Raw genomic sequence first — 22,754 nt, 5'->3', positions numbered from 1 at the left:
ACAACAGAAAATAACATTCATCATGAAGAAGTTATATATAGACATAAGATTCGCAAAATGCATCTTGGCTCTTACGGCAGGATGGCTCATGGCAGGATGCTCAGCTGAAGACGAACTGGGAAACGGTTCGGCTACACAACAGTTGAGCATGACTCCCATGATCAACGACCTGCAGACCACAAGAGTGAAGGAAGAAGAGAATCTTCATGAAAAAACTCTGTCTTCTCTTGACTTTAAGATGTTCGGACCGTCATCCAGCGAACGCAGAATAGACAGTCTGTTCGACGCCCCTGCAGAGAACAAAGCAGAGGAACTGGGTTCGGGCAACTGGAAGGAGAGCCTGAACCTCCAATCAGGTCAAAGTTATGCATTCTATGCAGCAGCCAACGCCAGTCAGAGCCTGCAAGGCAAAAGCCTGGATGAACTTCAGAAAGCTACCCAGAAGGATGATGATATTTGGATGCCTTACTCTACAGACAACAGCAAGAAGCTGTTTCTGATGAGCAGTCATGGTTCATACAAGATTACAGAAAAGGCAGAACAGAATATCCCGGTAGAACTGGTAAGAGCGGCTGCCAAAATCAAGCTGAACATCTCTTCTACGGTGAAGGATTACCATATTTCTGACGTTCAGTGGAAACTCATCAACTACAATACCAATACTACCATCTTTGCTGGTGATCAAACCGCAACTCCAACTATCATATCAGACAACAATACCTGGAGCCCGGCAGCATCTGCAGAAGATGAGAAGGGGAATAAGGTCTTCACGGTAACCACCTACAGTTATTCCACCAAATGGGAAACTCAGGAAACAATGCCACAGATTGTAGCAAAGGTCAACTTTAAATATAAGGACAACTCTAAACCTGATATTCCGAAGGAATTGAAGATACCGGTTCGTGACCCTCAGGGTGACAAGGAGTTAGACCGCAACTATATCTATACCGTCAATGCCGTCATCAAGTATCTGGATACCAAAACAGATATTGATTACGATGACGACCTTGGTTATCTCAAGTGGCAAATTACGAAATGGACGCAAGGAGAAGAAACTTATGTGAAGGGAGATAAAGCCAGTTTCCTCGTGGTATATCCTACCCAACTGGACCTCAAGGAACCGATGGATTGGGGAACAGATAACTGGTGCATCGACTGGTTTGCATCCTGCCCTATCTTTCAGCAACCAGAAAAGGAAGGATATTACTTTGATAAATATGGTAAAAAGATAGTGGATAACAACCTGGCTGGTCAGATCAACAGCCAGTCTGACAAAAGCGTTGGTGACGATAACCGAGGAAAGATAGATATTCATGGTAACAAACCAGAATATACCATCAGCTACATCAACTTCCTCGTAAAGACTAACGACGGCTCCAAATCTCAGAAAGTGAATGTAAGGAAGTACCCTGCCATCTATTCACTCAATGTAGAAAGTACGGGTACTTTGAATCAATGGCAAAATAAACGCCTATACACGATTCAACACTCAGTGACAAAGAGTAGTAACACCTATAGCGTGGCAAAGCCATCAGATAAAAATGACAATACGGTATCACCTGCTTTCATCATTGCCTCAACCATCAATAGTAGGTTGCAATCAATAGGCAGCAACGACGAAGCCAAGAAATACTGTGAACAGTACAAAGAAAAGGCTAAGACAAGGAAAGGCGAGGACCTTGATCTAAGCGGTTGGCGTTTGCCTACAAAAGAAGAGGTTAAAAAAATTATTAGTTTACAATCAGGCAATAACGCTATTCCTGATGATCTGTTACAAGGTGAATCCTACTGGACATTCGATGGCGATAAGTCTGAAGAACAAAGTAACGCTAATTACAAGGGAGCCTATGTTCGTTGCGTACATGACTTGACACCAGATGAAATCGAGAAAATAGAGGATCAAGGTATAGAATAAAGAAGGTTAATGATATGAAACAAATAAGATTACATATTGGTATGATAGCAGTGCTGTTAACATTTATGTTGACAGCCTGCACCGATTGTATAGTAGACAACGAGACTTCAAGCAACGAGGCTGAAGATGGTTACTATACCGCTCACTTCAATATAGCCATACCTAGCTTCGAGAAGCAAACAGCTACAAGAAGTACTGTTTACATGAACGAAGGTATTAGAAGTAAAGATGATTTAAAACTATTCTGCTTCGACAACGAAGGCCAATTTGTTGGTTTTGGAAATATTAAAGATCAGTTCAACCCCATCAAAGGGTTTTATAGAGACAATGATGGTAATTACTGGATCACAAGTGAGAAAAAAGCTGAGCAAGACAGTACCGCTGTATCAGGAGGTGACATAAATGGGGACGGAAGTTCAGTACTTAGAGATTTCAAGGCAGAAATCCCAAACAAGACTTCTCGTATCCACTTAGTAGCTAACGCTACTGAACAATATAATTCCCTTAACGATATAGATGAAGACGGGCATAACGTTCAATGGAAATGGGTAGGAATGCATGAAAACATGCTTATGACAACTTTCGAGACAAATCATACAGAACTGCAACATGTGATGACTCGCTATTGGGGATATATCAAAAGAGACACCCCTAATCAACTGAAGGAGTATCTTACCAATACCGACAAACAAAAAGACTACATCATCCATCTTATAAGAGACAGAGCGAAGATTTCTGCCGTTTGGAGCGACGCGGCTAAAAAAGCAAACCCGAACCTTAAAAGCAGCGATTTCGGAATATCTGTTTTCAATGGTGTACAATACGGAACTATAGCACCATTCAATCGAGACAGTCTGAAGTTCGATGATACTACAGGAGGCAAAGATTGGACATGGAATGCTACATATATAACACCATCCGTAAGCACTAAGAGACTGAAAGGTAGCAATGGGCAAATGTACAATCCGACAGCAGCCTTTGAAGAAAGTAACTTGCCAACTGACCCTGCTAAGGTTACTATAAGGTATAATGGTAAATTCTATTTCATATACCTTCAGGATAAAAACAACAAGCCATACGCCATCAAGCGTAACTATGAATACAGAATCATCATAGACAAACTGGACGAAAGCTATGGCAAAGGAAGTTCTGAGGAAGCGATAAAAGGTGCACCGGTCAATAACCCTTGGATTAGAGTGGAACAATACATTCCGGGAGTGAAGGATGGTAATTATGAACTCGCCATCAACGAGGGCACCTATCAGACCACCAATGCAGCTTCCGGTTCTGAACAATTCATCGAATTCACCTATAAGGGCGATGATGCAGCCGACAAGAAGCCTACGGATTTCGTGGCTTTATGGACTGAGAACCTGTCATTCGGAACTGCAGCTGCGCCAGTGGTTACCAGCTATGATTATAACGAAGCATCAAAGACCGGTACCGGTACCATTAAGTACAAATTGGACACGGTAGACAAGACCTGGCGAGAGGGCATCATACACCTCATCGACAAAGTGCATGGACTCAATAGAAACATCCATCTCTATAGTGTGAGTGAGGCTAGTTATGACTTCCAATTGAACAGCGAAGGAGATTTCACCATCACCATTCCTAAGGATTATCCTGACGAACTGGTGCCTGTGAATTTCAAAATCGCATCCAACGATATCTACCCAGAAGACTGGAAGGTAGAAATAGGTGATACTCAAGCCGAAACGGAAGGCAAATGCAAAACAGGCAGCTGGTTTACCTATAAGGCTGAAGAAAGAAAGTATACATATACCTTTAAGTTGAGGAATGTGCGCAGCAATGCCAAAAAGGTATGCTTCTGGCTGAAGGCTGATAACTTCAACCAAGGAAAGGCCAAGAAGTTTGAATTCACCTATCAGTAACTGAACTTTCGCATGTGGTTCAAGAACGGGCTGAAGGCCCAAAAGCTCCTAGCCCAGGGCATCGCCCTGGGTATAATAGCAATCAGCAAGACGCCCTGTAAGGGCAAAAGCCTTATGTTTTGTCTGGAGTTTTAAAGCTTTTTCCCTTACAGGGCGACAGGTTTGCGTCCGTAATAACCCAGGGCGATGCCCTGGGCTAGGGGCTTCTGCCCTTTCAGGGCGTATGGAGCTTACATGCGAAACTTGAGTCAGTAATAAGTTTAAGAAAAGTTTAGTTCATATATCTGTATCGGGGCGCATATCGTTTCAAAATTTAAATGCCCCCAAATATCAATGAAATAGGTAATAAAATAATTATCATTTACTATACAAATAGTATGCGGGAACCAATAAATAAAACTAGACTGGTCGTTGGAACTGTAGTTGCCGAGGTGATCTCACCTTCTATAGTTCCGCGGCTTTTTTTTATATAAAAACCTTGCCACTTTCAATTTTATTTTGTAATTTTGCACCCGTTAGTAATATCACTGAACTTTCGCATATCAGGAAGTTAAAGGAGTTAAGGAAGTTAAGGAGTTAAGACGTATGTCTTGCAGCTTAAGAACTACGCCAAAAAGGCTATTGTCTTAACTCCTCAGCGACCGTAGGGAGCGATAACTCCTTTAACTTCTTTAACTCCTGAACTTGCGAAACTTAAATAATATCATTAATTCCAATATAAAGATGATGGCAAGATTCATATTCCTCAGTTGCTTCATGCTGGTTGGAGCCTTAGCCCCAACCAAGGCTCAGAACAGTTTCCCATACCCTGCTCTGCCAGACAGTCTGCGCAGCGTAGAGCAACGCGCAACATACCTGAGTGAGCACTATTGGGACAACTTCAACTTTTCCGATACCCTGGAACTGGCAAACAAGGAGATGGCAGAACAGGGCTTTGTCAACTTCATCGATATTCTGGCACGTTTCGACCAGGAAATAGCCCAGAAGGGTATTGCTGCCTTTACAGCCAAAGCTTACCAGCAGAAGCCATCTAAAGAGAAGTTTGAAAGCCTCATCGAGCATTATTATGAGAACCCTGAGTCGCCCATGCGCAACGACAGGGTATATGCCCTATTTCTGGAAGACATGGCTAAATCGCCATACTTCGATGTAACCGAGAAAGAAAGAATAGAATTTAAACTGAAACAGGCAAGAAAGAACTTGCCTGGCACACAGGCTACCAACATCAGTTTTATGCTGGAAGACGGCAAGACTCATCAGTTGAGCGATTACCGGGAAAAGAAGGTTATCTTATATTTCTACGATCCTGACTGCGAGAACTGCCACAAGATATCTGCATGGCTCAACAAACAGACAATACCAGCCGGCTTCAGTCTGCTCCGCATCGTAGCAGATAACCGCTTGAGCACGATTTACGGGCTCAAAGCCATGCCAACCATTTACCTGTTGGATAAAGAGAATAAGGTGATATTAAAAGACTGTACACCAGAACAGCTCATGGAAGCATTACGGGGAAATGAAAACAGAAAGTAAAAAACTAGACTGGTCGAAAGAAGCGACATCTTTTATTAAATAAACATATCATTTACTATCATTTGTCTTAACTTCGTATATTATACATCAACATACCATTCATTATAATTGTAACTTCATATCATTTATTATATATCTGAATTGAATTTTACTATTTATATGTATCTTAATTAGCTCGGGAAGAGTCATACTTCAACTTGAACTCCTCACGGGCGTGATCATTGCGCATTACAACAATCACATAGTCACCATCCTTAACTGTTCCTACCTTGGCAACAAGCGTATAATAACCATACTGACCAGACTTTCCATAATCACCTGTTTCGGTAATGATCAACTTCTTGCCAACCAACTGAGTTGCAAACTTGATATTTGTACCTTGGTCGAAGATTACATTCTTATGAGTCAGCATCAGCTGACCACCCGGAAGAACCTTGCAAACCAACTTCTCATCATTCTCAGCCTTACTGTTAGACTCCTCGCTTACGGCAGAGCCCGCAGTCATGGAATAGCTGAGCAAAGAGAAACCTGACTCATCGGTGGTAACGCGACTAACTGTTTCACCCATTTCATCGTCAGATGCACTGCAACTTACAAATCCTATTGTCATCATAGTCATAGCGATGACCATCATAAAATACTTCTTCATAGTTATACCATTTACTAATTGTTTTCATTATCATTTAACCCTGTCATCTTCAGATTCCAGCCTTTCGGCCATTACCATCCGATGCTTTTAAAAACAAACACCTTTCGGTTTAAATCATCTTTTACAATTACACAAATGATATGTTGGGAGGAGTGATATCATTTACTATTGGTTATCAATTACTATTGCTTATCATTTACTATTGGTTATCATTTACTATAGGGCTTATACCCCTCTTACATGTCCTGTTCTTTCGTTTGAACATTGCAAATATAGGAAAAAAGGCAATAGGATGCAAGTTTTCTTAGTTAAATCATGTAAAGATTTTCTTGTTATCGTGCACAATATGTATTACATGCTGACAGATTGTATGATTGCGAGAAAAAAGGGGATAAAACAAAAGCGGGAACCCTTTCGGATTCCCGCTCATATCTTGTGTTGTAAAATCTCGAAGATTAGTCGAGGTTAGCCAACTTGTTATCAGAATGAAGAACATCCTTGATCTTGTGGCTATAGAGGTCAACCATGTACTCACGAGCCTTACCGCAGTACTGACGTGGGTCGAAGTACTCTGGGTGAAGAGCCAATGTCTCACGAACACCTGCTGTGAAAGCAAGACGAGAGTCAGAGTCGATGTTGATCTTGCAAACAGCGCTCTCAGAAGCCTTAGTCAACTGCTCCTCTGGGATACCAACTGCGTCTGGCAACTTACCACCGAACTTGTTGATGATCTCAACATACTCCTGAGGAACTGAAGAAGAACCGTGGAGAACGATAGGGAAACCAGGAAGCTGCTCCTCAACTGCTGCCAATACGTCGAATGCCAATGGAGGAGGAACGAGGTGACCAGTCTTAGGGTCACGTGTGCACTGCTCTGGCTTGAACTTGTAAGCACCGTGAGAAGTACCGATAGAGATAGCCAATGAATCAACACCTGTACGTGTAGCGAAATCTACAACCTCCTCAGGCTTTGTATAGTGAGACTCCTCAGCTACTACGTCATCCTCAACACCAGCGAGGACACCGAGCTCACCCTCTACAGTTACACCGAACTGATGAGCGTAATCAACAACCTTCTTTGTCAAGGCAATGTTCTCCTCGTATGGAAGTGCAGAACCATCGATCATTACAGAAGAGAAACCGAAATCTACACAGTCTTTACATGTCTCGAAGCTATCACCGTGATCGAGGTGAAGAACGATCTCAGGATGGTTGCAACCCAACTCCTTTGCATACTCTACAGCACCCTCTGCCATGTAGCGGAGCAATGTAGGGTTAGCATACTTACGAGCACCCTTAGATACCTGAAGGATAACTGGTGACTTCAAGTTTGAAGAAGCCTGGATGATAGCCTGGAGCTGCTCCAAGTTATTGAAGTTGAAAGCAGGAACGGCCCAACCGCCCTTGATAGCTCTTGCGAACATGTCCTTAGTGTTCACAAGACCGATTTTCTTGTAATCTACTGCCATAATTTTACTTAATTTATTGTTTAATGAAACATTCTTTTTTCTTATATATAATAAGGTGTAGAACTTATGAGGCTCTTTCCTTACCGAGTGCAAATTTACCTTTTTCTTTTGAGACAACAAAATGATAATTCGATTTTTCGTGTTGCAATCGAGTTAAAAAAGTTAATTCCGCACCAATACCCTACAAAACACAAAGCTTTTGCTAAACGCAGTTAGCAATTTAACATCTTTATATTTACATCTTTCTACCCAACCGCCAGTTACTTCTTGGCAAGTTTATATTCACGAGTCGCATAAGCCAGAACGATGACAAATCCTACGAGCGGTACCAGGAAAGGAAGCGTGAAATGAGTACGGTCAGCGATGAGCCCCATCAACAGGAAACCGCAACCTCCGATTGGCGTCATCATCAGAAGCGAAGAGGCTGTCTTGGTAAGGTTGCCCAAACCCGTAAGGGCGATACTGAAGATGGTAGGGAACATGATGGCCTCGAACATATAGTTGCAAAGCAGGGCTACCAGCGATAGCTTACCCAGATTTGACAGGACTAAAAGTATACAGACAACACACCCCACAGCGCAGATCAGCAACATCGTTGTTGCCTTGATTCGGCGCATAATCCAGGAGCCGAGAAATCTGCCTACCATAAAGAATGCCAGCGCACAAGTCAGGGCTACGGAAGCTGTGCGGTCGTCCATCCATTTCATGCCCGTAACGAAATTGATGAAGTAGGAATTGATTGAAATCTCTGCCACTTCATAGCTCAGCAAAGCCAGAAGTCCAAACACAAACATCTTGTGATGGGAAAAGAGTTTGCTGATATTAGAACCGGCTGCCTCATCTTCTGCTGTAGCCACATGTCTGATTTCCGGTAAATCTACACGTGAGAAGACCAGAGCTATCACCAAAACCAGAATACCCAGAATGGTATAAGGCACCACCACATTGCCGCCCTCTTCGGTCTGGTTGAAAAGGAACTGACCGATGCAAAGTGTGGCGAAAATGCCACCCAATCCATTAAACGACTGCGATAAGTTCAGTCGGCTGGTAGCTGTTTCCTTGGCACCCAGTTCGGTAACATAGGGATTGGCGGCTGTTTCCAGAAACACCAAACCGCACCCGATAATGAAAAGGCAGACCAGGAATGCTGAGAAACTGCCCACCGTAGCACCCGGGATAAAGAGCAAAGCGCCAATACCAAAGAGGAGCAGACCGAAGACTACTCCACGGCGATAACCATACCGGTTGATAAAAAAGCCAGCAGGTATTGCCATCAGGAAATAACCCAGATAGGTGGTAACCTGAATAAGGGCGGAATGAGTAATACTGATGTGCAGAGCATTCTGGAAGTGCTTGTTGAGCACATCCAGAATGGCACGAGCGAAGCCCCACAAAAAGAAGAGCGACGTAATGAGAATGAACGGGACAAGATATTTCCTGTCGGTTGTCTGATTTGTATCTGTCTGTTGTTCTGTTAACATATTCATAAGGCATTCATTTTAGCTGGGAACAAAGGTAAGGCTTTTCGATGGAAATTCCAAACTTTCCCAGGATTATTTGTTGTTTATATCAAATAAAATTGTCTTTACAGTCAGGTGAAATCTCCGTTCATCGACGTTGAACGGCGGTTCAACGTCTTTGAACGGCGGTTCAACGTCGCTGAACGGACATTCAACGTCGATGAACGAAGATTTTATTCTACTGTAAATACATCTTTAACTAGAAATAGAATGTTTCTGATGTCTATTCAGAGACAACTCTTCCCGTCATTCCTTCGGAATCAAGACGGCTCCCTCCTGCTTCTTTCCATCCATCAGAATTCTCATCGGGTGCTCAAAGCGTACATGACGGACATATTGCGTCTCCTCTACAGCCGGCATAGCATCCAGGATTTCCTTATTTACAAAGCCGCCTTCACCGGTATTTGTATCTACTGTAAAATATCCCACGCCAAAAGAGGTGAGGTTCTGGAAGAAGTGAGTACCCTGACTAGGATCGATATTGTAATTCTTCAGAGCCACCTCTACGATAACCCGGGCAGCGCTGATATGCGGCCACTTTACAGGTACACCCAGATAATGGTCGCTGGAGCCCCAACGGCCAGGACCTATCAGCACATAGTTCTTGCCGTCAGCAAGGAACTTACGGTTGATTCGTTCTATATCATCGGCTACATAAAAATTATTCATCGCAGAGAAGTGGTCATCATACTTCACATAAACCACATCAACCACATCTTCGCTGATGCCATGACCCAGCGAATTGTGCGAACGCAACAGGCAGTCGGAATCAGGGATAGCCTTCACATCTTCATCAAGCATCTCCTTGGCATCAACGATAGGACGAATCTGAAGAAGATAGAATTCGCAAGTCCTGTCATTATTGATATTGCAGGCAAACTCTATCTCCACTGGTCTGCGCATAGCCCCTGCTCCATACTTCATCGACATCTGCAGAATCTCTGGCAAAGGCATCACTCCATGCTGGAGCACACTTGAGAAGGTTATCAGTTTACGGCCATTCTCATAGACTCCATCATTGATGACCTGATCGTATGGATCGAAAGTAGATGCGATATAGGTAAGGCTCTGGTCTTCTACGGCATCCTTCACCCGAAGTTTAAGAATATTAAAGCCATCGTCTACCTTGAAATCATTGCCCACATGCTTCATATCCAGCGCATAGAACTGGGTCTGGGTGTCGCGCAGAGCCAGTTCGGTTTCCGATGTCTGGAGCACCTGATTCGGATGGTAAGGACAAACACGAAGGGTCTGACCTCCATCTACGATATATTTACCCAAGCCCAAGGCAAGACTGGCTATACCCTCTTCAGCCTCTTCATCACCTATCGGATAATAATTGAGCGAACGGAGCACACCACTCATGGTAGGATAAAACCTTGTACCATAGTCTTTGCCCACAACCTGCTGCAAGATAACAGCCATCTTTTCCTGATCGATGACATTGCTCGTTGCGGTCATGTAAGCCTTCGAGTCGCGATAGAACACAGAAGCATAGACACCCTTGATGGCACAGGCCAGCATCTGCAGCATCTGATACTTATCTTCCAGATACGGAATCATATAGGTAGAATAAATACCGGCAAACGGCTGATAGTGGGCATCTTCGAGCAGCGAACTTGAACGGATTGCGATAGGACTCCTGGTTGCCTCAAAGAAGGTGAAGAAGTCGGCTATCAGCGAATCGGGCAGCTGGGCATGCAGGAAGTGCTTCAGAATCTCATCGTCGCTAGCATCACTCAAAGCTATCGGATAGAGATTGTTGCTCATCATAAACTCGTCGAAGATATCGGTACAGAGCACCACGGTCTTCGGAATCTGCACGGTGGCATTCTCATACTGGTTGAACTCAGGATGGCGCTTGATGATGTTGTCCAGGAATGCAAGACCTCTACCCTTTCCGCCCAGGGAGCCTTCTCCGATACGGGCAAAGTGGGCATACTTATCAAACTTCATGCGGTCGAAAACAGCCACTACACCGATGTTTTTCATGTGACGATACTGCACGATGGCATCGAAGATAATCTGTCGGTGAGCATCTACATCCTGTAATTTCTCCCAGGTAACATGCTTCAGGAAAGCTGATACAGGGAAGATGGCACGAGCACAAAGCCAACGGCTCATATGGTTGCGGCTGATATGATAGAGCATGGAATCGTTAGGAATATTGAAGATGTTATCCTGCAATTCCTTCAAACTATGAATGCGCATAATCTCCTCATGAGTCTCTGGATCACGGAATATGAAATCGCCAAAGCCCATATGCTCTTCCATCAGACGGCGAAGATCTACGCTCATCTTCTTCGAGTTCTTGTCAACAAAGCGGAAACCTTCTGCCTCTGCCTTCGCACGGTTCTCACTTTCAGAACTTTCTATGATAAGCGGAACGAAAGGATCGTTCTTCCTAATATAACGGAAGAGTTGCAAACCTGCATCAGGACATTTCTCGCGACCGAAAGTATCCGTACGATGCTTAGGCTTTACTTCAGGCATCACCTCATTACCAAAAGCTTTGGCAGCACTCTTTAACGGGAAACGTGCATCGCTGATTACACCCAACGTGTTATCAGAATACTTATCATATAGTTTCTGGGCTTCCTCGTAAGTACGAGCCAAGACCACCTTAGGACGGCCACGCATACGCATGGTAGCCGCATGCCGGTTCAGAGCCTCCTGAGAAAAGTTCTTGCTCTGCTCCAATATATAATTATAGAGATTAGGCAATATAGAACTATAGAAACGGATAGAATCTTCTACCAGGAGAATCATCTGCACGCCTGCTTCCTGTATGTCATGTTCAAGATTCATCTTATCCTCTATCAGCTTGATGATAGAAAGAATAAGATTGGTGTTGCCAAGCCAGCAGAAGACATAATCGAAGATACTCAAGTCTTCATTCTGCATACGCTTGGTAATACCATGAGAGAAAGGCGTAAGAACAACACAATGGATATTGGGAAACTTACCCTTGATGTCGCGCGCTACGTCGAAGGCATCATTATCAGCATTGCCAGGCATGCAAATCACCAGATCAATGACGGTAGAACGCAGCACAGCAGCAGCCTCTTCGGTAGTAGAAACTTGAGTAAAGGTTGGCGGATAGCGGAGACCCAGCTCCATATATTCATTATATATCTTCTCTTCGATACGTCCATCATCTTCAAGCATGAACGCATCGTAAGGATTGGCTACAATCAGTACATTGTAGATACGGCGCATCATCAGATTCACAAACGATACGTCTTTCAAGTAGAATTTATTCCACTCCTGAGGTATATTATTTTCCATAAATGAAGTTAAAGTTTGTGCAAAGATACTGATTTTCTGAGATTTACTTGCATCTTTCAACATTTTTTTTATATTTGTGCCATAAAATATGAAGATATGATCGGTTTTATACCTTCGGAACGCACCTCAGGGTTACAAACCTTAGCAATGACAAGAGTACTATCGTAAAAGTCATCGACAGAGGGCCGTTTGGAAGAGGTAGAATCATCGACCTATCATGGAAGGCAGCAAAAGAAATTGGTAGGATTGCACAAGGCGTAGCGTCTGTAAAAGTTGAAATGGTGGAAAACCCGATTCCTTACAAGCCTGAGGACACAAAATGGCCTAAGATTGATTTCGAAGTGGCTGAAACCGAATATGAATTTCCAAACAAGTGGGGAACTACTGACAGGAAAAAGGTAAAACATCACAGCAGTAAAAAAGAAACAAATAAAATTACTTCAAAGGTAATAAATAAAACAGAGCACCATAAAAGCAAAGAGTAACCAAGGCAGATCTAAAAAAGCACAATACAGATATAGCAAAAAGTAAAGGCGAGAATCATCATTGATTCTCGCCTTTACCTTTTTATATATAACAGAATCCTACAATAAGATACTATCATACAAATTCATGATCTTACCGGAATCTTATCTGGATTTTGTCGGAATATCAAACTGATTAACCTTGGAAATCGTCTTACCGCCTTGTATCACTGAGACACAGAAACAAGCAGTACCATTCTTCAAACGGTTATCAGCCTTGACCATTGCCGTATATCGAATCACATGGCCAGGAGCAATACTTTCTACATGAACTCTTGGGGATATGAAAATATGCTTATTGCCGGTAGTCTCAATAACGGTTGGAACTACATCATACAACGTGTGAGCTCCGTTATTTCGGATTTCAAAAATAACTTTGGCTGTTTCATTCCGATTCAAAGTATTGTCCTCATTTGAATCGACAAAACGAGCATTCATTATTTCCAAAGAGGATGAATAAGCATAATTCTGACCAAGTTCTTCCAGAGTAGAACTAGAAATAGTAGCTACAGGCTGCTGAGCACTATAACTTCCGGTATAATCCCTATCATTGAAATCATAAATCCTATCATCCCCCGAATTAGTTGAATCAAAGATTTCGTCATTGGAATAAACAGGTGAAGATTGCTGATAAACTCCATCCTGATGAGAATGATGATCACGGTGTGATCTATCCCGATAAACAGATTCTCTTTGCTGCTGGGATTTCTGGTCAGCCTGACTACCAATTGCCGCTCCAACGGCAGCACCGCCAGCCATGCCAATAATAGTACCCATATCTGAACCTCTAGGACCACCAGACAAACCACCGATGGCAGAACCAAGAATAGAACCAAATGTGGCACCAGCATAAGCACCACTTCCTGTATAAGTATCGCAGCTACTCAACAGCAAAGAAGAGCAAGCTACAAAAAGCATAATCTTTTTCATCTTCATTAAGCTTTAAATTTCTGCTGCAAAGATACAAAGAACTAAAAGAACAAAAGCAAAAAAATCCCTAATAATGATTAGGAAAAACCCTAAAAGAGCAGATAGTTTTGAAAAGGGGACAAAAAAAGCGTCCTTGTCAAGACAAGGACGCTAAATTTATCTGAGATGATTGAAAATTATTCAGCCTTTGGAGCCTCCTCAGTTGCAGGAGCCTCAGTCTCAGCTACAGGAGCCTCTTCAGCCTTTGTTGCCTTACGACTACGACGAGTCTTCTTAGCAGCCTTCTGAGTCTTAGCCATATTCTCATCAAAGTCAACGAGCTCGATGAAAGCAATCTCAGCTGCATCACCCTGACGGGTACCCAACTTGATTACACGAGTGTAACCACCTGGACGGTTAGCTACCTTCTCAGCTACCTCACCGAAGAGAGCCTTAACAGCATACTTATTCTGAAGATAACGGAAAACTACACGACGTGAAGTTGTTGTATCGTTCTTAGAACGAGTAATCAATGGCTCAACATACTTCTTAAGAGCCTTTGCCTTTGCGAGGGTCGTAGTGATTCTTTTGTGCTCGCTCAAGATAAGTGATGAAGCCATGTTAGCCAACATCGCGTTACGATGAGAAGCAGTACGACCTAAATGGTTGAATTTCTTATTATGTCTCATTTTTTGTTTTTGCTTTTTGGACTACGAACCTTTAAGATTCCTTGTCTAATTTATACTTTGAAATATCAGTTCCAAAAGACAGATTCAGACTCTCGAGCAAATCATCAAGCTCTGAGAGCGATTTCTTACCAAAGTTGCGGAACTTCAAGAGGTCAGTCTTGTTAAACTGAACCAAATCACCAAGAGTCTCAACATCAGCTGCCTTCAAGCAGTTGAGGGCACGAACACTAAGATTCATGTCTACGAGACGAGTCTTAAGCAACTGGCGCATATGAAGAACCTCTTCATCAAACTCCTGATTGCTCTCCTGATCCTGAGTCTCAAGAGTAATCTTCTCATCAGAGAAGAGCATGAAGTGATAAATAAGGATCTTCGCAGCCTCTTTCAGTGCATCCTTTGGACTAATGGAACCATCTGTTGTAATTTCAAGTACGAGCTTATCATAGTCGGTCTTTTGCTCAACACGATATGGTTCTACAGCGTACTTTACATTACGAATAGGGGTGTAGATGGAATCGATTGGGAGAACGTTAACGTCAGTGCAGAATTGACGATTCTCATCAGCAGGAACATAACCGCGTCCCTTATTAATAGTCAAATCGATCTGCATCGAAGCTTTGGCATCTAAATGACAAATCACCAAATCAGGGTTTAACACTTCAAATCCAGTCAGATACTTACCGATATCACCTGCTTTGAATTCTGTAGAATTCTCAACGGTGATACTAACTTTCTCATTCTCGAATTCTTCTACTACTTGCTTGAATCGAACTTGTTTGAGATTCAAGATAATGTTAGTAACATCTTCCTTTACACCAGGAACTGAAGAGAACTCATGCTCAACACCCGCAATGCGGATCGTGTTAACAGCATAACCCTCCAATGATGAAAGGAGAATGCGGCGCAAGGCGTTACCAATGGTAACACCGAAGCCAGGCTCCAAAGGACGGAATTCAAACTTTCCGAACTTGTTATCAGCCTCTAACATTACTACTTTATCAGGTTTTTGAAATGCTAATATCGCCATTAATGTAATGATTTATTTAGAGTACAACTCAACGATTAACTGCTCCTTAATATTCTCAGGAATGTCGGCACGCTCTGGCTTGTGCAAGAACTTACCGCTCTTTGAATTATCGTCCCACTCAATCCATGGGTACTTGCTATGATTGAAACCTGCAAGAGCTGCTTCGATAACCTCGAGAGACTTAGACTTCTCACGAACACCAACAACCATACCAGGCTTAACTGCGAATGAAGGGATATTAACTACCTTACCATCAACAACGATGTGCTTGTGACCAACCAACTGACGCGCAGCAGCACGTGTTGGAGCGATACCAAGACGGAATACAACGTTATCAAGACGGCACTCGAGATTCTGAAGAAGAACCTCACCAGTAATGCCATCAGCCTTAGCAGCCTTATCAAACATATTACGGAACTGACGCTCTAATACACCATAAGTGTACTTAGCTTTCTGCTTCTCTGCCAACATGACACCGTACTCAGACATCTTACGACGACGGTTGTTGCCATGCTGTCCAGGAGGGAAGTTTCTCTTGGACAAAACTTTGTCAGCGCCGAAGATTGGCTCACCAAAACGACGCGCAATTTTAGATTTCGGACCTATATATCTAGCCATAATATTATATAAATGCTATATTGTTTGTATCTTAATTAATAATGCTAACCTCAAGCGTTAAACACGACGACGCTTTGGAGGACGGCAACCATTGTGTGGTAATGGAGTTACGTCAATGATTTCAGTAACCTCGATACCTGCACCGTGAATAGCACGGATAGCAGACTCACGACCATTACCTGGACCCTTAACATAAGCCTTAACCTTACGAAGACCAAGATCAAAAGCGACCTTTGCACAATCCTCAGCAGCCATTTGAGCAGCATAAGGAGTGTTCTTCTTAGAACCACGGAAACCCATCTTACCAGCAGAAGACCAAGAAATGATCTGACCCTCATTGTTAGCAAGAGATACAATAATGTTATTGAATGAGCTATGAACGTGAAGCTGACCGATAGCGTCAACGCGTACATTTCTCTTCTTAGATGTTGCTTTTTGCTTTGCCATAATTAATTTCCTCCTTCAGAATTACTTAGTAGCCTTCTTCTTATTAGCAACAGTCTTCTTCTTACCCTTACGTGTACGAGCATTATTCTTTGTGCTCTGACCGCGAACTGGAAGACCATTACGATGTCTAACTCCACGATAGCAACCAATATCCATCAGTCGCTTAATGTTCATCTGGATCTCTGAACGGAGATCACCTTCAACTTTGAACTCAGCGCCGATAATTTCACGGATCTTAGCTGCCTGGTCATCAGACCACTCGCTAACCTTCAGGTCACGGTTTACACCGGCCTTATCCAATATCTTTGCTGAACTACTTCGACCAATACCGTAGATATAGGTCAATGCGATTTCGCCACGCTTATTCTGGGGCAAATCTACTCCAACAATTCTTATTGCCATTGTTTAAATAAATAATTAAAAAATTAATACCTTTCGTTTAAAGCGGTGCAAAAGTACAACTATTTTTTTAAATAACGGTACTTTTACAATACTTTAACATTAGCCCTGACGTAATTTCATCTTAGGGTTCTTCTTGTTGATAACGAACAGACGACCTTTACGACGAACGATCTTACAGTCAGCTGAACGCTTCTTTAATGATGCTCTTGTCTTCATAACCTTATATATGATTTTTATTTGTATCTAAAAACAATTCTACCTTTGGTAAGGTCATATGGACTCATCTCCACCTTTACCTTATCACCAGGTAAAATCTTGATGTAATGCATTCTCATCTTACCAGAGATATGAGCTGTGATGTCAACTCCATTCTCTAATTCTACTCGGAACATCGCATTTGACAATGCTTCTACAATTGTTCCATCTTGCTCAATAGCGGCTTGTTTTGCCATAATATAAATATTTGTCCTTCTTAATGTTAAACTTCTACGAATGAAGATAAAATTGTGCTTTATCTTTTCGAGCAACTTTGTGCCATCACTATCAGATAAAAATCATAATTAGATGACATATTAGCGGGAAAAGGCTCTCCAAGTGGATGAGGAATTACCTATCCAAATGGAGAGTCGTCTCACATAATATAGTAAATTCAAGTCAGCTTTACTTGAAGATGAAGTAAAACGCACTCTGAATAATTTCATCTTCTGTCTTCAGAAATTTCTCATTTCAAAAGAAAAAGATTAATATGCAGCAACACCACCCTGACGCGTATGGCCTGAATTCAAAAGACCATCATAGTGGCGCATAAGCAAATGACTCTCGATTTGTTGTAATGTGTCAATGACAACACCAACCAAAATCAATAGAGATGTACCTCCAAAGAATTGAGAGAAAGCTTGCTGTACATCGAGAAGTCCTGCTAATGCAGGCATGATTGCAATAAACGCAATAAATAACGAACCTGGTAAAGTAATACGAGACATTACGGTATCAATGTACTCAGCTGTATCCTTTCCTGGTTTTACGCCAGGAATAAAACCATTGTTACGTTTCATATCCTCAGCCATCTGAGTAGGATTCAATGTAATAGCTGTATAGAAATAAGTAAATGCAATAACCAAGATTACATAAACAACATTATATAGCAAACTACGATTATCCATCAACTGCTGAACAACACTACTAGCATTTTCAGACTGATAGCGAACTATCGCCAATGGAATAAACATTAAAGCCTGTGCAAAGATGATAGGCATTACGTTAGCTGCAAAAAGCTTCAAAGGAATGTACTGACGTGCACCACCATATTGCTTATTTCCAACCAAGCGTTTAGCATACTGAACAGGGATCTTACGTGTACCTTGTACCAAAAGTATTGAAGCACAAACTACAGCATAAAGGATAAGAATCTCTACAATGAACATAATAAGACCACCACCAGAAATTGCCTGCAAACGAGAAGTTACCTCCTGAACGAAAGCCTGTGGCAAACGGGCGATAATACCAATCATAATAATAAGAGAGATACCATTACCTACTCCCTTGTCAGTGATACGCTCACCTAACCAAAGGATAAACATACTTCCTGCAGCCAAGATAATGGTTGCCGGTATCATGAATACCGTCCAACTAATACCGGTGGCTAGAGCATTGGCAGCCTGCATTTTCAAATTCAAAAGGTAACTAGGAGCCTGAAAGACCAAAATGGCCACAGTCAGGACTCTAGTATACCATTGTATTTTTTTGCGGCCGCTCTCGCCCTCGCGCTGCATCTTCTGGAAATAAGGTACAGCAACAGCAAGAAGCTGCATAACGATTGAAGCTGAGATATAAGGCATAATTCCGAGTGCAAAGATAGATGCATTGGAAAATGCACCACCAGAGAACATGTCCAATAGCGACATAAGACCGCCAGAGGTCTGCGACTGAAGTTTTTCCAACATGCCCGGATTGATACCTGGAAGTACCACAAACGAGCCAAAACGGTAAATAGCCGTAAACAGAAGGGTAATGAGGAGTCTCTGACGGAGATCCTCTATCTTCCAACAGTTCTTTAGTGTCTCAATAAACTTTTTCATTTACTTAGATTATAGTTGCGTTACCACCTACTGCCTTGATTGCTTCTTCGGCAGTCTTTGAGAAAGCATTAGCTTCAACTTCCAATTTTGCTTTAAGTTCACCGTTACCGAGAACCTTTACAAGCTCCTTGCCGTTTGTGAGGCCAGCAGCCTTAAGTTCCTCAATACCGATTTTAGTAAGGTTCTTTGCTTCAGCAAGAGCCTGAAGAGTTGAAAGGTTTACTGCGAAGTACTCCTTATGGTTGATATTCTTAAAACCAGCCTTTGGAACACGACGCTGCAATGGCATCTGACCACCTTCGAAACCAATCTTTCTCTTATAACCAGAACGAGCCTTGGCACCCTTATGACCACGTGTAGAAGTACCACCGAGACCAGAACCTGGACCACGACCAATACGACGACGTGAATGGGTAGAACCTGCAGCAGGTTTCAAATTATTTAATTTCATAATCGTTCCTAATTTAAAAAGATTAATTAATCAACTACACTTACGAGGTGATGAACCTTACGGATCATACCACGGTTGCTAGGAGTATCCTCTACCTCAACAACCTGAGAAATCTTGTGGAGACCAAGACAAGCGAGAGTACGCTTCTGATCTACTGGAGCACCGATTTTACTCTTAATCTGCTTGATTTTAATTGTTGCCATATTCGATTTTTCCTAATTAACCGTTAAATACTTTATCCATACTGATACCACGCTCACCTGCTACAGTATAAGCATCACGCATCTCTGCAAGAGCAGCGATAGTAGCCTTCACAAGGTTATGGGCATTTGAAGAACCCTTAGACTTAGCGATGACATCCTTGATACCTACGCTCTCAAGTACTGCACGCATAGCACCACCGGCCTTCAAACCAGTACCGGCTGCAGCTGGCTTAATAAGAACCTTAGCACCACCAAATGAAGTTTCAACCTCATGAGGAACAGTACCCTTGAGTACAGGAACCTTTACCAAGTTCTTCTTAGCAGCTTCAGTACCCTTTGCGATAGCAGCAGTAACCTCACCTGCCTTACCAAGGCCGTAGCCGATTACGCCATTACCGTCACCTACAACGACGATAGCAGCGAATGTGAAAGTACGACCACCCTTTGTAACCTTAGTTACACGGTTGATAGCAACCAAGCGATCCTTAAGTACTTCTTCGTTATTTACTTTTACTTTATCCATTGCCATAATCGTTTAAAATTTAAGACCACCATTACGAGCACCTTCAGCCAACTGCTTTACACGACCATGGTAAAGGTAACCATTACGATCGAAAACTACTGCCTCAACGCCAGCAGCCTTAGCCTTCTGAGCGATGAGCTCGCCAACCTTAGTTGCCTGCTCCTGCTTAGGCATCTTCTCCAAACCGAGTGAAGAAGCTGATGCAAGTGTATTGCCTGTCAAATCGTTAATAACCTGAGCGTAAATCTGCTTGTTAGAGCGGAATACACTAAGACGTGGACGCTCAGCTGTACCGTTCACACTCTTACGAATGCGGAACTTTATCTTAATTCGTCTTTCTACTTTCTTTGTTGTCATAATCGTAAATAATTAAAATTACTTAGCTGAAGCACTCTTACCAGACTTTCTGCGAATAACTTCACCCTTAAAGAGAATACCCTTACCTTTATAAGGCTCAGGCTTGCGGAAAGAACGAATTTTTGCACAAACGAGTCCCAACAACTGCTTGTCGCAAGACTCCAATGTCAAGATTGGGTTCTGGTTTCTTTCAGACTTAGTCTCAACCTTAATCTCCTTAGGCAACTGGATGAAAATAGGGTGAGTGTAACCCAAAGCAAACTCTATGATATTACCCTGGTTAGAAACACGATAACCAACACCTACCAATTCCAAAACCTTTGTATAACCAGCGCTTACACCAACAACCATGTTGTTAACGAGAGAGCGATACAAACCGTGGAAAGCCTGCTTCTGCTTAATATTTACAGGACTATTTTCATCGATTTCAAAGCTAATCTGACCATCTGCATTATTAAACTTGATAGATGGATCAATCCACTGAGAAAGTTCACCCTTAGGGCCCTTTACTGTACAAATATGAGAAGCCTCATCATAATTTACAGTAACACCTGCAGGGATACTAATTGGCAATTTTCCTATTCTAGACATATAAAAGCCTCCAATTAATAAATATAGCAAAGAACCTCGCCACCGATCTTAAGATCAGAAGCTTCTTTGTCTGTCATTACACCTTTGGATGTAGATAAGATAGCAATACCTAATCCGTTAATAACTCTTGGCATGTCCTTGTAACCGGTATACTTACGCAAACCTGGAGTTGACACACGCTTCAAACACTTGATAGCGTTTTGCTTTGTAGTTGGGTTGTACTTCAAGGCAACCTTAATTGAGCCCTGAGGACCATCCTCTACAAACTTGTAATTGAGGATGTAACCTTTCTCGAAGAGGATCTTAGTGATCTCTTTCTTCAAGTTAGACGCAGGAACTTCTACAACACGGTGATGAGCCATGATTGCATTTCTGAGTCTTGTCAGATAATCTGCTATTGGATCTGTCATAAAATATAAATGTTTAATTAATCGGGACTACCCCGACAATATTAAATAAAAAAATATTCTTACCTTTGAAAGGATTACCAGCTAGCCTTCTTTACACCTGGAATCAAACCAGCAGAAGCCATCTCACGGAACTGGATACGAGAAATACCGAACTGACGGATATAACCCTTTGGACGACCAGTAATCTTGCAACGATTGTGAAGACGGATTGGGTTTGCATTCTTAGGGATAGCCTGAAGCTTACGAGCTGCCTCGTATGCTTCGGCTGGATCATTAGAAGTTGCAATAATCTTTTTCAGTGCTTCGCGCTTTTCAGCGTAACGAGCTACAAGCTTTGCACGCTTAACCTCGCGAGCTTTCATTGATTCTTTTGCCATATCTCTTAATCTTTATTTGCGTTCTTGAATGGAAGACCAAAAGCCTTCAAAAGAGCAAAACCTTCTTCATCAGTCTTAGCTGTTGTTACGAAGGTTATATTCATACCCTGAATACGATCGACCTCATCGATATTAATCTCAGGGAAGATAATCTGCTCTGTGATACCTAATGTATAGTTACCACGACCATCAAACTTGCTCTCAATACCCTTGAAGTCGCGAATACGAGGAAGAGAAACACGAACGAGCTTCTCCAAGAACTCGTACATACGCTCACGACGCAATGTTACCATAACACCGATAGGCATCTTCTTACGAAGCTTGAAGTTTGCAATATCCTTTTTAGAATATGTAGCAACAGCCTTCTGACCGGTGATAGCAGTAATCTCATTGATTGCTACATCAACAATTTTCTTGTCCTGAGTAGCATCACCAAGACCCTGATTGATGACAATCTTCTTCAATACTGGAATCTCCATAGCAGAAGAGTAGTTGAACTGCTTCTGAAGAGCAGGAGCGATTGTCTCCTTATATACTTTCTTTAACTGTGCTGTATCCATTACTTGATTTCCTCCCCTGACTTTTTAGCGATGCGAACAACGTTTTTACCCTCATGCTTGATAGCAACACGAGTAGCCTTGCCACTCTTAGGATCAATCAAACTCAAATTTGAGATATGAATAGGAGCCTCCTGCTTAACAATACCTCCCTGAGGATTCTTAGCAGATGGCTTAGTGCTCTTAGAAACCATGTGCACACCTTCTACGATAGCACGGTTCTCCTCAACGAGGACCTTAAGCACCTTACCAGTCTTGCCCTTATCTGCACCGGCAATAACGATAACGGTATCGTCTTTCTTAATATGTAACTTACTCATTA

General features: G+C 42.3%; 26 protein-coding genes and 1 pseudogene. 5 read left to right on the top strand and 22 right to left on the bottom strand.

Features of this window, described 5'->3' with window-relative positions; all coding sequences use genetic code 11:
• The first annotated feature begins 22 nt into the window (after nucleotides 1-22).
• From fimD to NQ544_RS13695, 3 genes are all read left to right on the top strand, one after another.
• Nucleotides 23-1,915: a fimbrial tip adhesin FimD gene (gene fimD / locus NQ544_RS13705; protein ID WP_006848799.1), complete on the top strand. Its 1,893-nt coding sequence runs from the start codon at nucleotides 23-25 to the stop codon at nucleotides 1,913-1,915.
• A gap of 14 nt (nucleotides 1,916-1,929) precedes the next feature.
• On the top strand, nucleotides 1,930-3,810 hold the full coding sequence (locus tag NQ544_RS13700; RefSeq protein ID WP_006848800.1) for a FimE-like fimbrial tip protein: 1,881 nt from the start codon (nucleotides 1,930-1,932) through the stop codon (nucleotides 3,808-3,810).
• Between the two features lie 726 nt (nucleotides 3,811-4,536).
• Nucleotides 4,537-5,343, top strand: coding sequence for a DUF5106 domain-containing protein (locus NQ544_RS13695; protein WP_167529947.1), 807 nt, complete (start codon nucleotides 4,537-4,539; stop codon nucleotides 5,341-5,343).
• 166 nt (nucleotides 5,344-5,509) lie between these two features.
• On the opposite strand, the gene NQ544_RS13690 is transcribed toward NQ544_RS13695, so the two are convergent.
• The 4 genes from NQ544_RS13690 to NQ544_RS13675 form a co-directional block, all read right to left on the bottom strand.
• Entirely contained in the window at nucleotides 5,510-5,992 is a 483-nt protein-coding gene (locus tag NQ544_RS13690; protein ID WP_006848803.1) for a hypothetical protein, read from the bottom strand.
• A gap of 455 nt (nucleotides 5,993-6,447) precedes the next feature.
• Nucleotides 6,448-7,461 (bottom strand): class II fructose-bisphosphate aldolase, encoded by a 1,014-nt coding sequence (locus tag NQ544_RS13685; RefSeq protein WP_040553598.1) that lies wholly within the window; start codon nucleotides 7,459-7,461, stop codon nucleotides 6,448-6,450.
• 260 nt (nucleotides 7,462-7,721) lie between these two features.
• Complete coding sequence (locus NQ544_RS13680) at nucleotides 7,722-8,948, bottom strand: sugar MFS transporter (protein ID WP_006848805.1); 1,227 nt, start codon at nucleotides 8,946-8,948, stop codon at nucleotides 7,722-7,724.
• A 279-nt stretch (nucleotides 8,949-9,227) separates the two neighbouring features.
• Nucleotides 9,228-12,269, bottom strand: a complete 3,042-nt coding sequence (locus NQ544_RS13675; RefSeq protein WP_040553600.1) for a PEP/pyruvate-binding domain-containing protein — start codon at nucleotides 12,267-12,269, stop codon at nucleotides 9,228-9,230.
• A gap of 161 nt (nucleotides 12,270-12,430) precedes the next feature.
• Here NQ544_RS13675 and NQ544_RS13670 point away from each other — a divergent pair.
• Nucleotides 12,431-12,484, top strand: a pseudogene (locus tag NQ544_RS13670) (hypothetical protein); the annotation flags it as partial.
• Nucleotides 12,485-12,547: 63 nt separating this feature from the next.
• Entirely contained in the window at nucleotides 12,548-12,754 is a 207-nt protein-coding gene (locus NQ544_RS13665) for a hypothetical protein (RefSeq protein ID WP_006848807.1), read from the top strand.
• A gap of 144 nt (nucleotides 12,755-12,898) precedes the next feature.
• Here NQ544_RS13665 and NQ544_RS13660 read toward each other — a convergent pair whose 3' ends face one another.
• From NQ544_RS13660 to rplX, 18 genes are all read right to left on the bottom strand, one after another.
• Nucleotides 12,899-13,723: a YMGG-like glycine zipper-containing protein gene (locus tag NQ544_RS13660; protein ID WP_040553627.1), complete on the bottom strand. Its 825-nt coding sequence runs from the start codon at nucleotides 13,721-13,723 to the stop codon at nucleotides 12,899-12,901.
• Nucleotides 13,724-13,899: 176 nt separating this feature from the next.
• On the bottom strand, nucleotides 13,900-14,391 hold the full coding sequence (gene rplQ / locus NQ544_RS13655; RefSeq protein WP_006848809.1) for a 50S ribosomal protein L17: 492 nt from the start codon (nucleotides 14,389-14,391) through the stop codon (nucleotides 13,900-13,902).
• 31 nt (nucleotides 14,392-14,422) lie between these two features.
• A complete protein-coding gene (locus tag NQ544_RS13650) occupies nucleotides 14,423-15,418 on the bottom strand; it encodes a DNA-directed RNA polymerase subunit alpha (protein WP_006848810.1) in 996 nt (331 codons plus the stop codon).
• Nucleotides 15,419-15,430: 12 nt separating this feature from the next.
• A complete protein-coding gene (rpsD, locus tag NQ544_RS13645) occupies nucleotides 15,431-16,036 on the bottom strand; it encodes a 30S ribosomal protein S4 (protein ID WP_006848811.1) in 606 nt (201 codons plus the stop codon).
• Nucleotides 16,037-16,093: 57 nt separating this feature from the next.
• Nucleotides 16,094-16,483: a 30S ribosomal protein S11 gene (rpsK, locus tag NQ544_RS13640; protein WP_006848812.1), complete on the bottom strand. Its 390-nt coding sequence runs from the start codon at nucleotides 16,481-16,483 to the stop codon at nucleotides 16,094-16,096.
• Nucleotides 16,484-16,504: 21 nt separating this feature from the next.
• Nucleotides 16,505-16,885: a 30S ribosomal protein S13 gene (gene rpsM / locus NQ544_RS13635; RefSeq protein ID WP_006848813.1), complete on the bottom strand. Its 381-nt coding sequence runs from the start codon at nucleotides 16,883-16,885 to the stop codon at nucleotides 16,505-16,507.
• Nucleotides 16,886-16,984: 99 nt separating this feature from the next.
• Nucleotides 16,985-17,101, bottom strand: coding sequence for a 50S ribosomal protein L36 (gene rpmJ / locus NQ544_RS13630; protein WP_006848814.1), 117 nt, complete (start codon nucleotides 17,099-17,101; stop codon nucleotides 16,985-16,987).
• Between the two features lie 17 nt (nucleotides 17,102-17,118).
• Nucleotides 17,119-17,337, bottom strand: a complete 219-nt coding sequence (gene infA, locus NQ544_RS13625; protein WP_006848815.1) for a translation initiation factor IF-1 — start codon at nucleotides 17,335-17,337, stop codon at nucleotides 17,119-17,121.
• Between the two features lie 288 nt (nucleotides 17,338-17,625).
• A complete protein-coding gene (secY, locus tag NQ544_RS13620) occupies nucleotides 17,626-18,963 on the bottom strand; it encodes a preprotein translocase subunit SecY (RefSeq protein WP_006848816.1) in 1,338 nt (445 codons plus the stop codon).
• 4 nt (nucleotides 18,964-18,967) lie between these two features.
• A complete protein-coding gene (rplO, locus tag NQ544_RS13615) occupies nucleotides 18,968-19,414 on the bottom strand; it encodes a 50S ribosomal protein L15 (protein WP_006848817.1) in 447 nt (148 codons plus the stop codon).
• Nucleotides 19,415-19,440: 26 nt separating this feature from the next.
• Nucleotides 19,441-19,617, bottom strand: a complete 177-nt coding sequence (rpmD, locus tag NQ544_RS13610; RefSeq protein WP_006848818.1) for a 50S ribosomal protein L30 — start codon at nucleotides 19,615-19,617, stop codon at nucleotides 19,441-19,443.
• A gap of 16 nt (nucleotides 19,618-19,633) precedes the next feature.
• A complete protein-coding gene (gene rpsE, locus NQ544_RS13605; protein ID WP_006848819.1) occupies nucleotides 19,634-20,146 on the bottom strand; it encodes a 30S ribosomal protein S5 in 513 nt (170 codons plus the stop codon).
• A 6-nt stretch (nucleotides 20,147-20,152) separates the two neighbouring features.
• Nucleotides 20,153-20,497 (bottom strand): 50S ribosomal protein L18, encoded by a 345-nt coding sequence (rplR, locus tag NQ544_RS13600; RefSeq protein ID WP_006848820.1) that lies wholly within the window; start codon nucleotides 20,495-20,497, stop codon nucleotides 20,153-20,155.
• 18 nt (nucleotides 20,498-20,515) lie between these two features.
• Nucleotides 20,516-21,088 carry a 50S ribosomal protein L6 gene (rplF, locus tag NQ544_RS13595; RefSeq protein ID WP_006848821.1) on the bottom strand — a complete coding sequence of 191 codons (573 nt, stop codon included), beginning with the start codon at nucleotides 21,086-21,088 and terminating at the stop codon, nucleotides 20,516-20,518.
• 14 nt (nucleotides 21,089-21,102) lie between these two features.
• Nucleotides 21,103-21,498, bottom strand: a complete 396-nt coding sequence (gene rpsH, locus NQ544_RS13590) for a 30S ribosomal protein S8 (protein ID WP_006848822.1) — start codon at nucleotides 21,496-21,498, stop codon at nucleotides 21,103-21,105.
• 74 nt (nucleotides 21,499-21,572) lie between these two features.
• A complete protein-coding gene (rpsN, locus tag NQ544_RS13585; RefSeq protein WP_006848823.1) occupies nucleotides 21,573-21,875 on the bottom strand; it encodes a 30S ribosomal protein S14 in 303 nt (100 codons plus the stop codon).
• Between the two features lie 5 nt (nucleotides 21,876-21,880).
• On the bottom strand, nucleotides 21,881-22,435 hold the full coding sequence (rplE, locus tag NQ544_RS13580; protein ID WP_006848824.1) for a 50S ribosomal protein L5: 555 nt from the start codon (nucleotides 22,433-22,435) through the stop codon (nucleotides 21,881-21,883).
• The gene (gene rplX / locus NQ544_RS13575) at nucleotides 22,435-22,752 is read right to left on the bottom strand and encodes a 50S ribosomal protein L24 (protein WP_006848825.1); all 318 of its coding nucleotides are present in this window, start codon (nucleotides 22,750-22,752) and stop codon (nucleotides 22,435-22,437) included. Before rplX ends, rplE begins: the two co-directional genes overlap by 1 nt.
• Nucleotides 22,753-22,754 lie beyond the last annotated feature (2 nt).

It is taken from the genome of Segatella copri DSM 18205 (assembly GCF_025151535.1).
Classification (GTDB): Bacteria; Bacteroidota; Bacteroidia; order Bacteroidales; family Bacteroidaceae; genus Prevotella; species Prevotella copri.
This window is presented reverse-complemented; position numbering and strand designations above follow the sequence as displayed.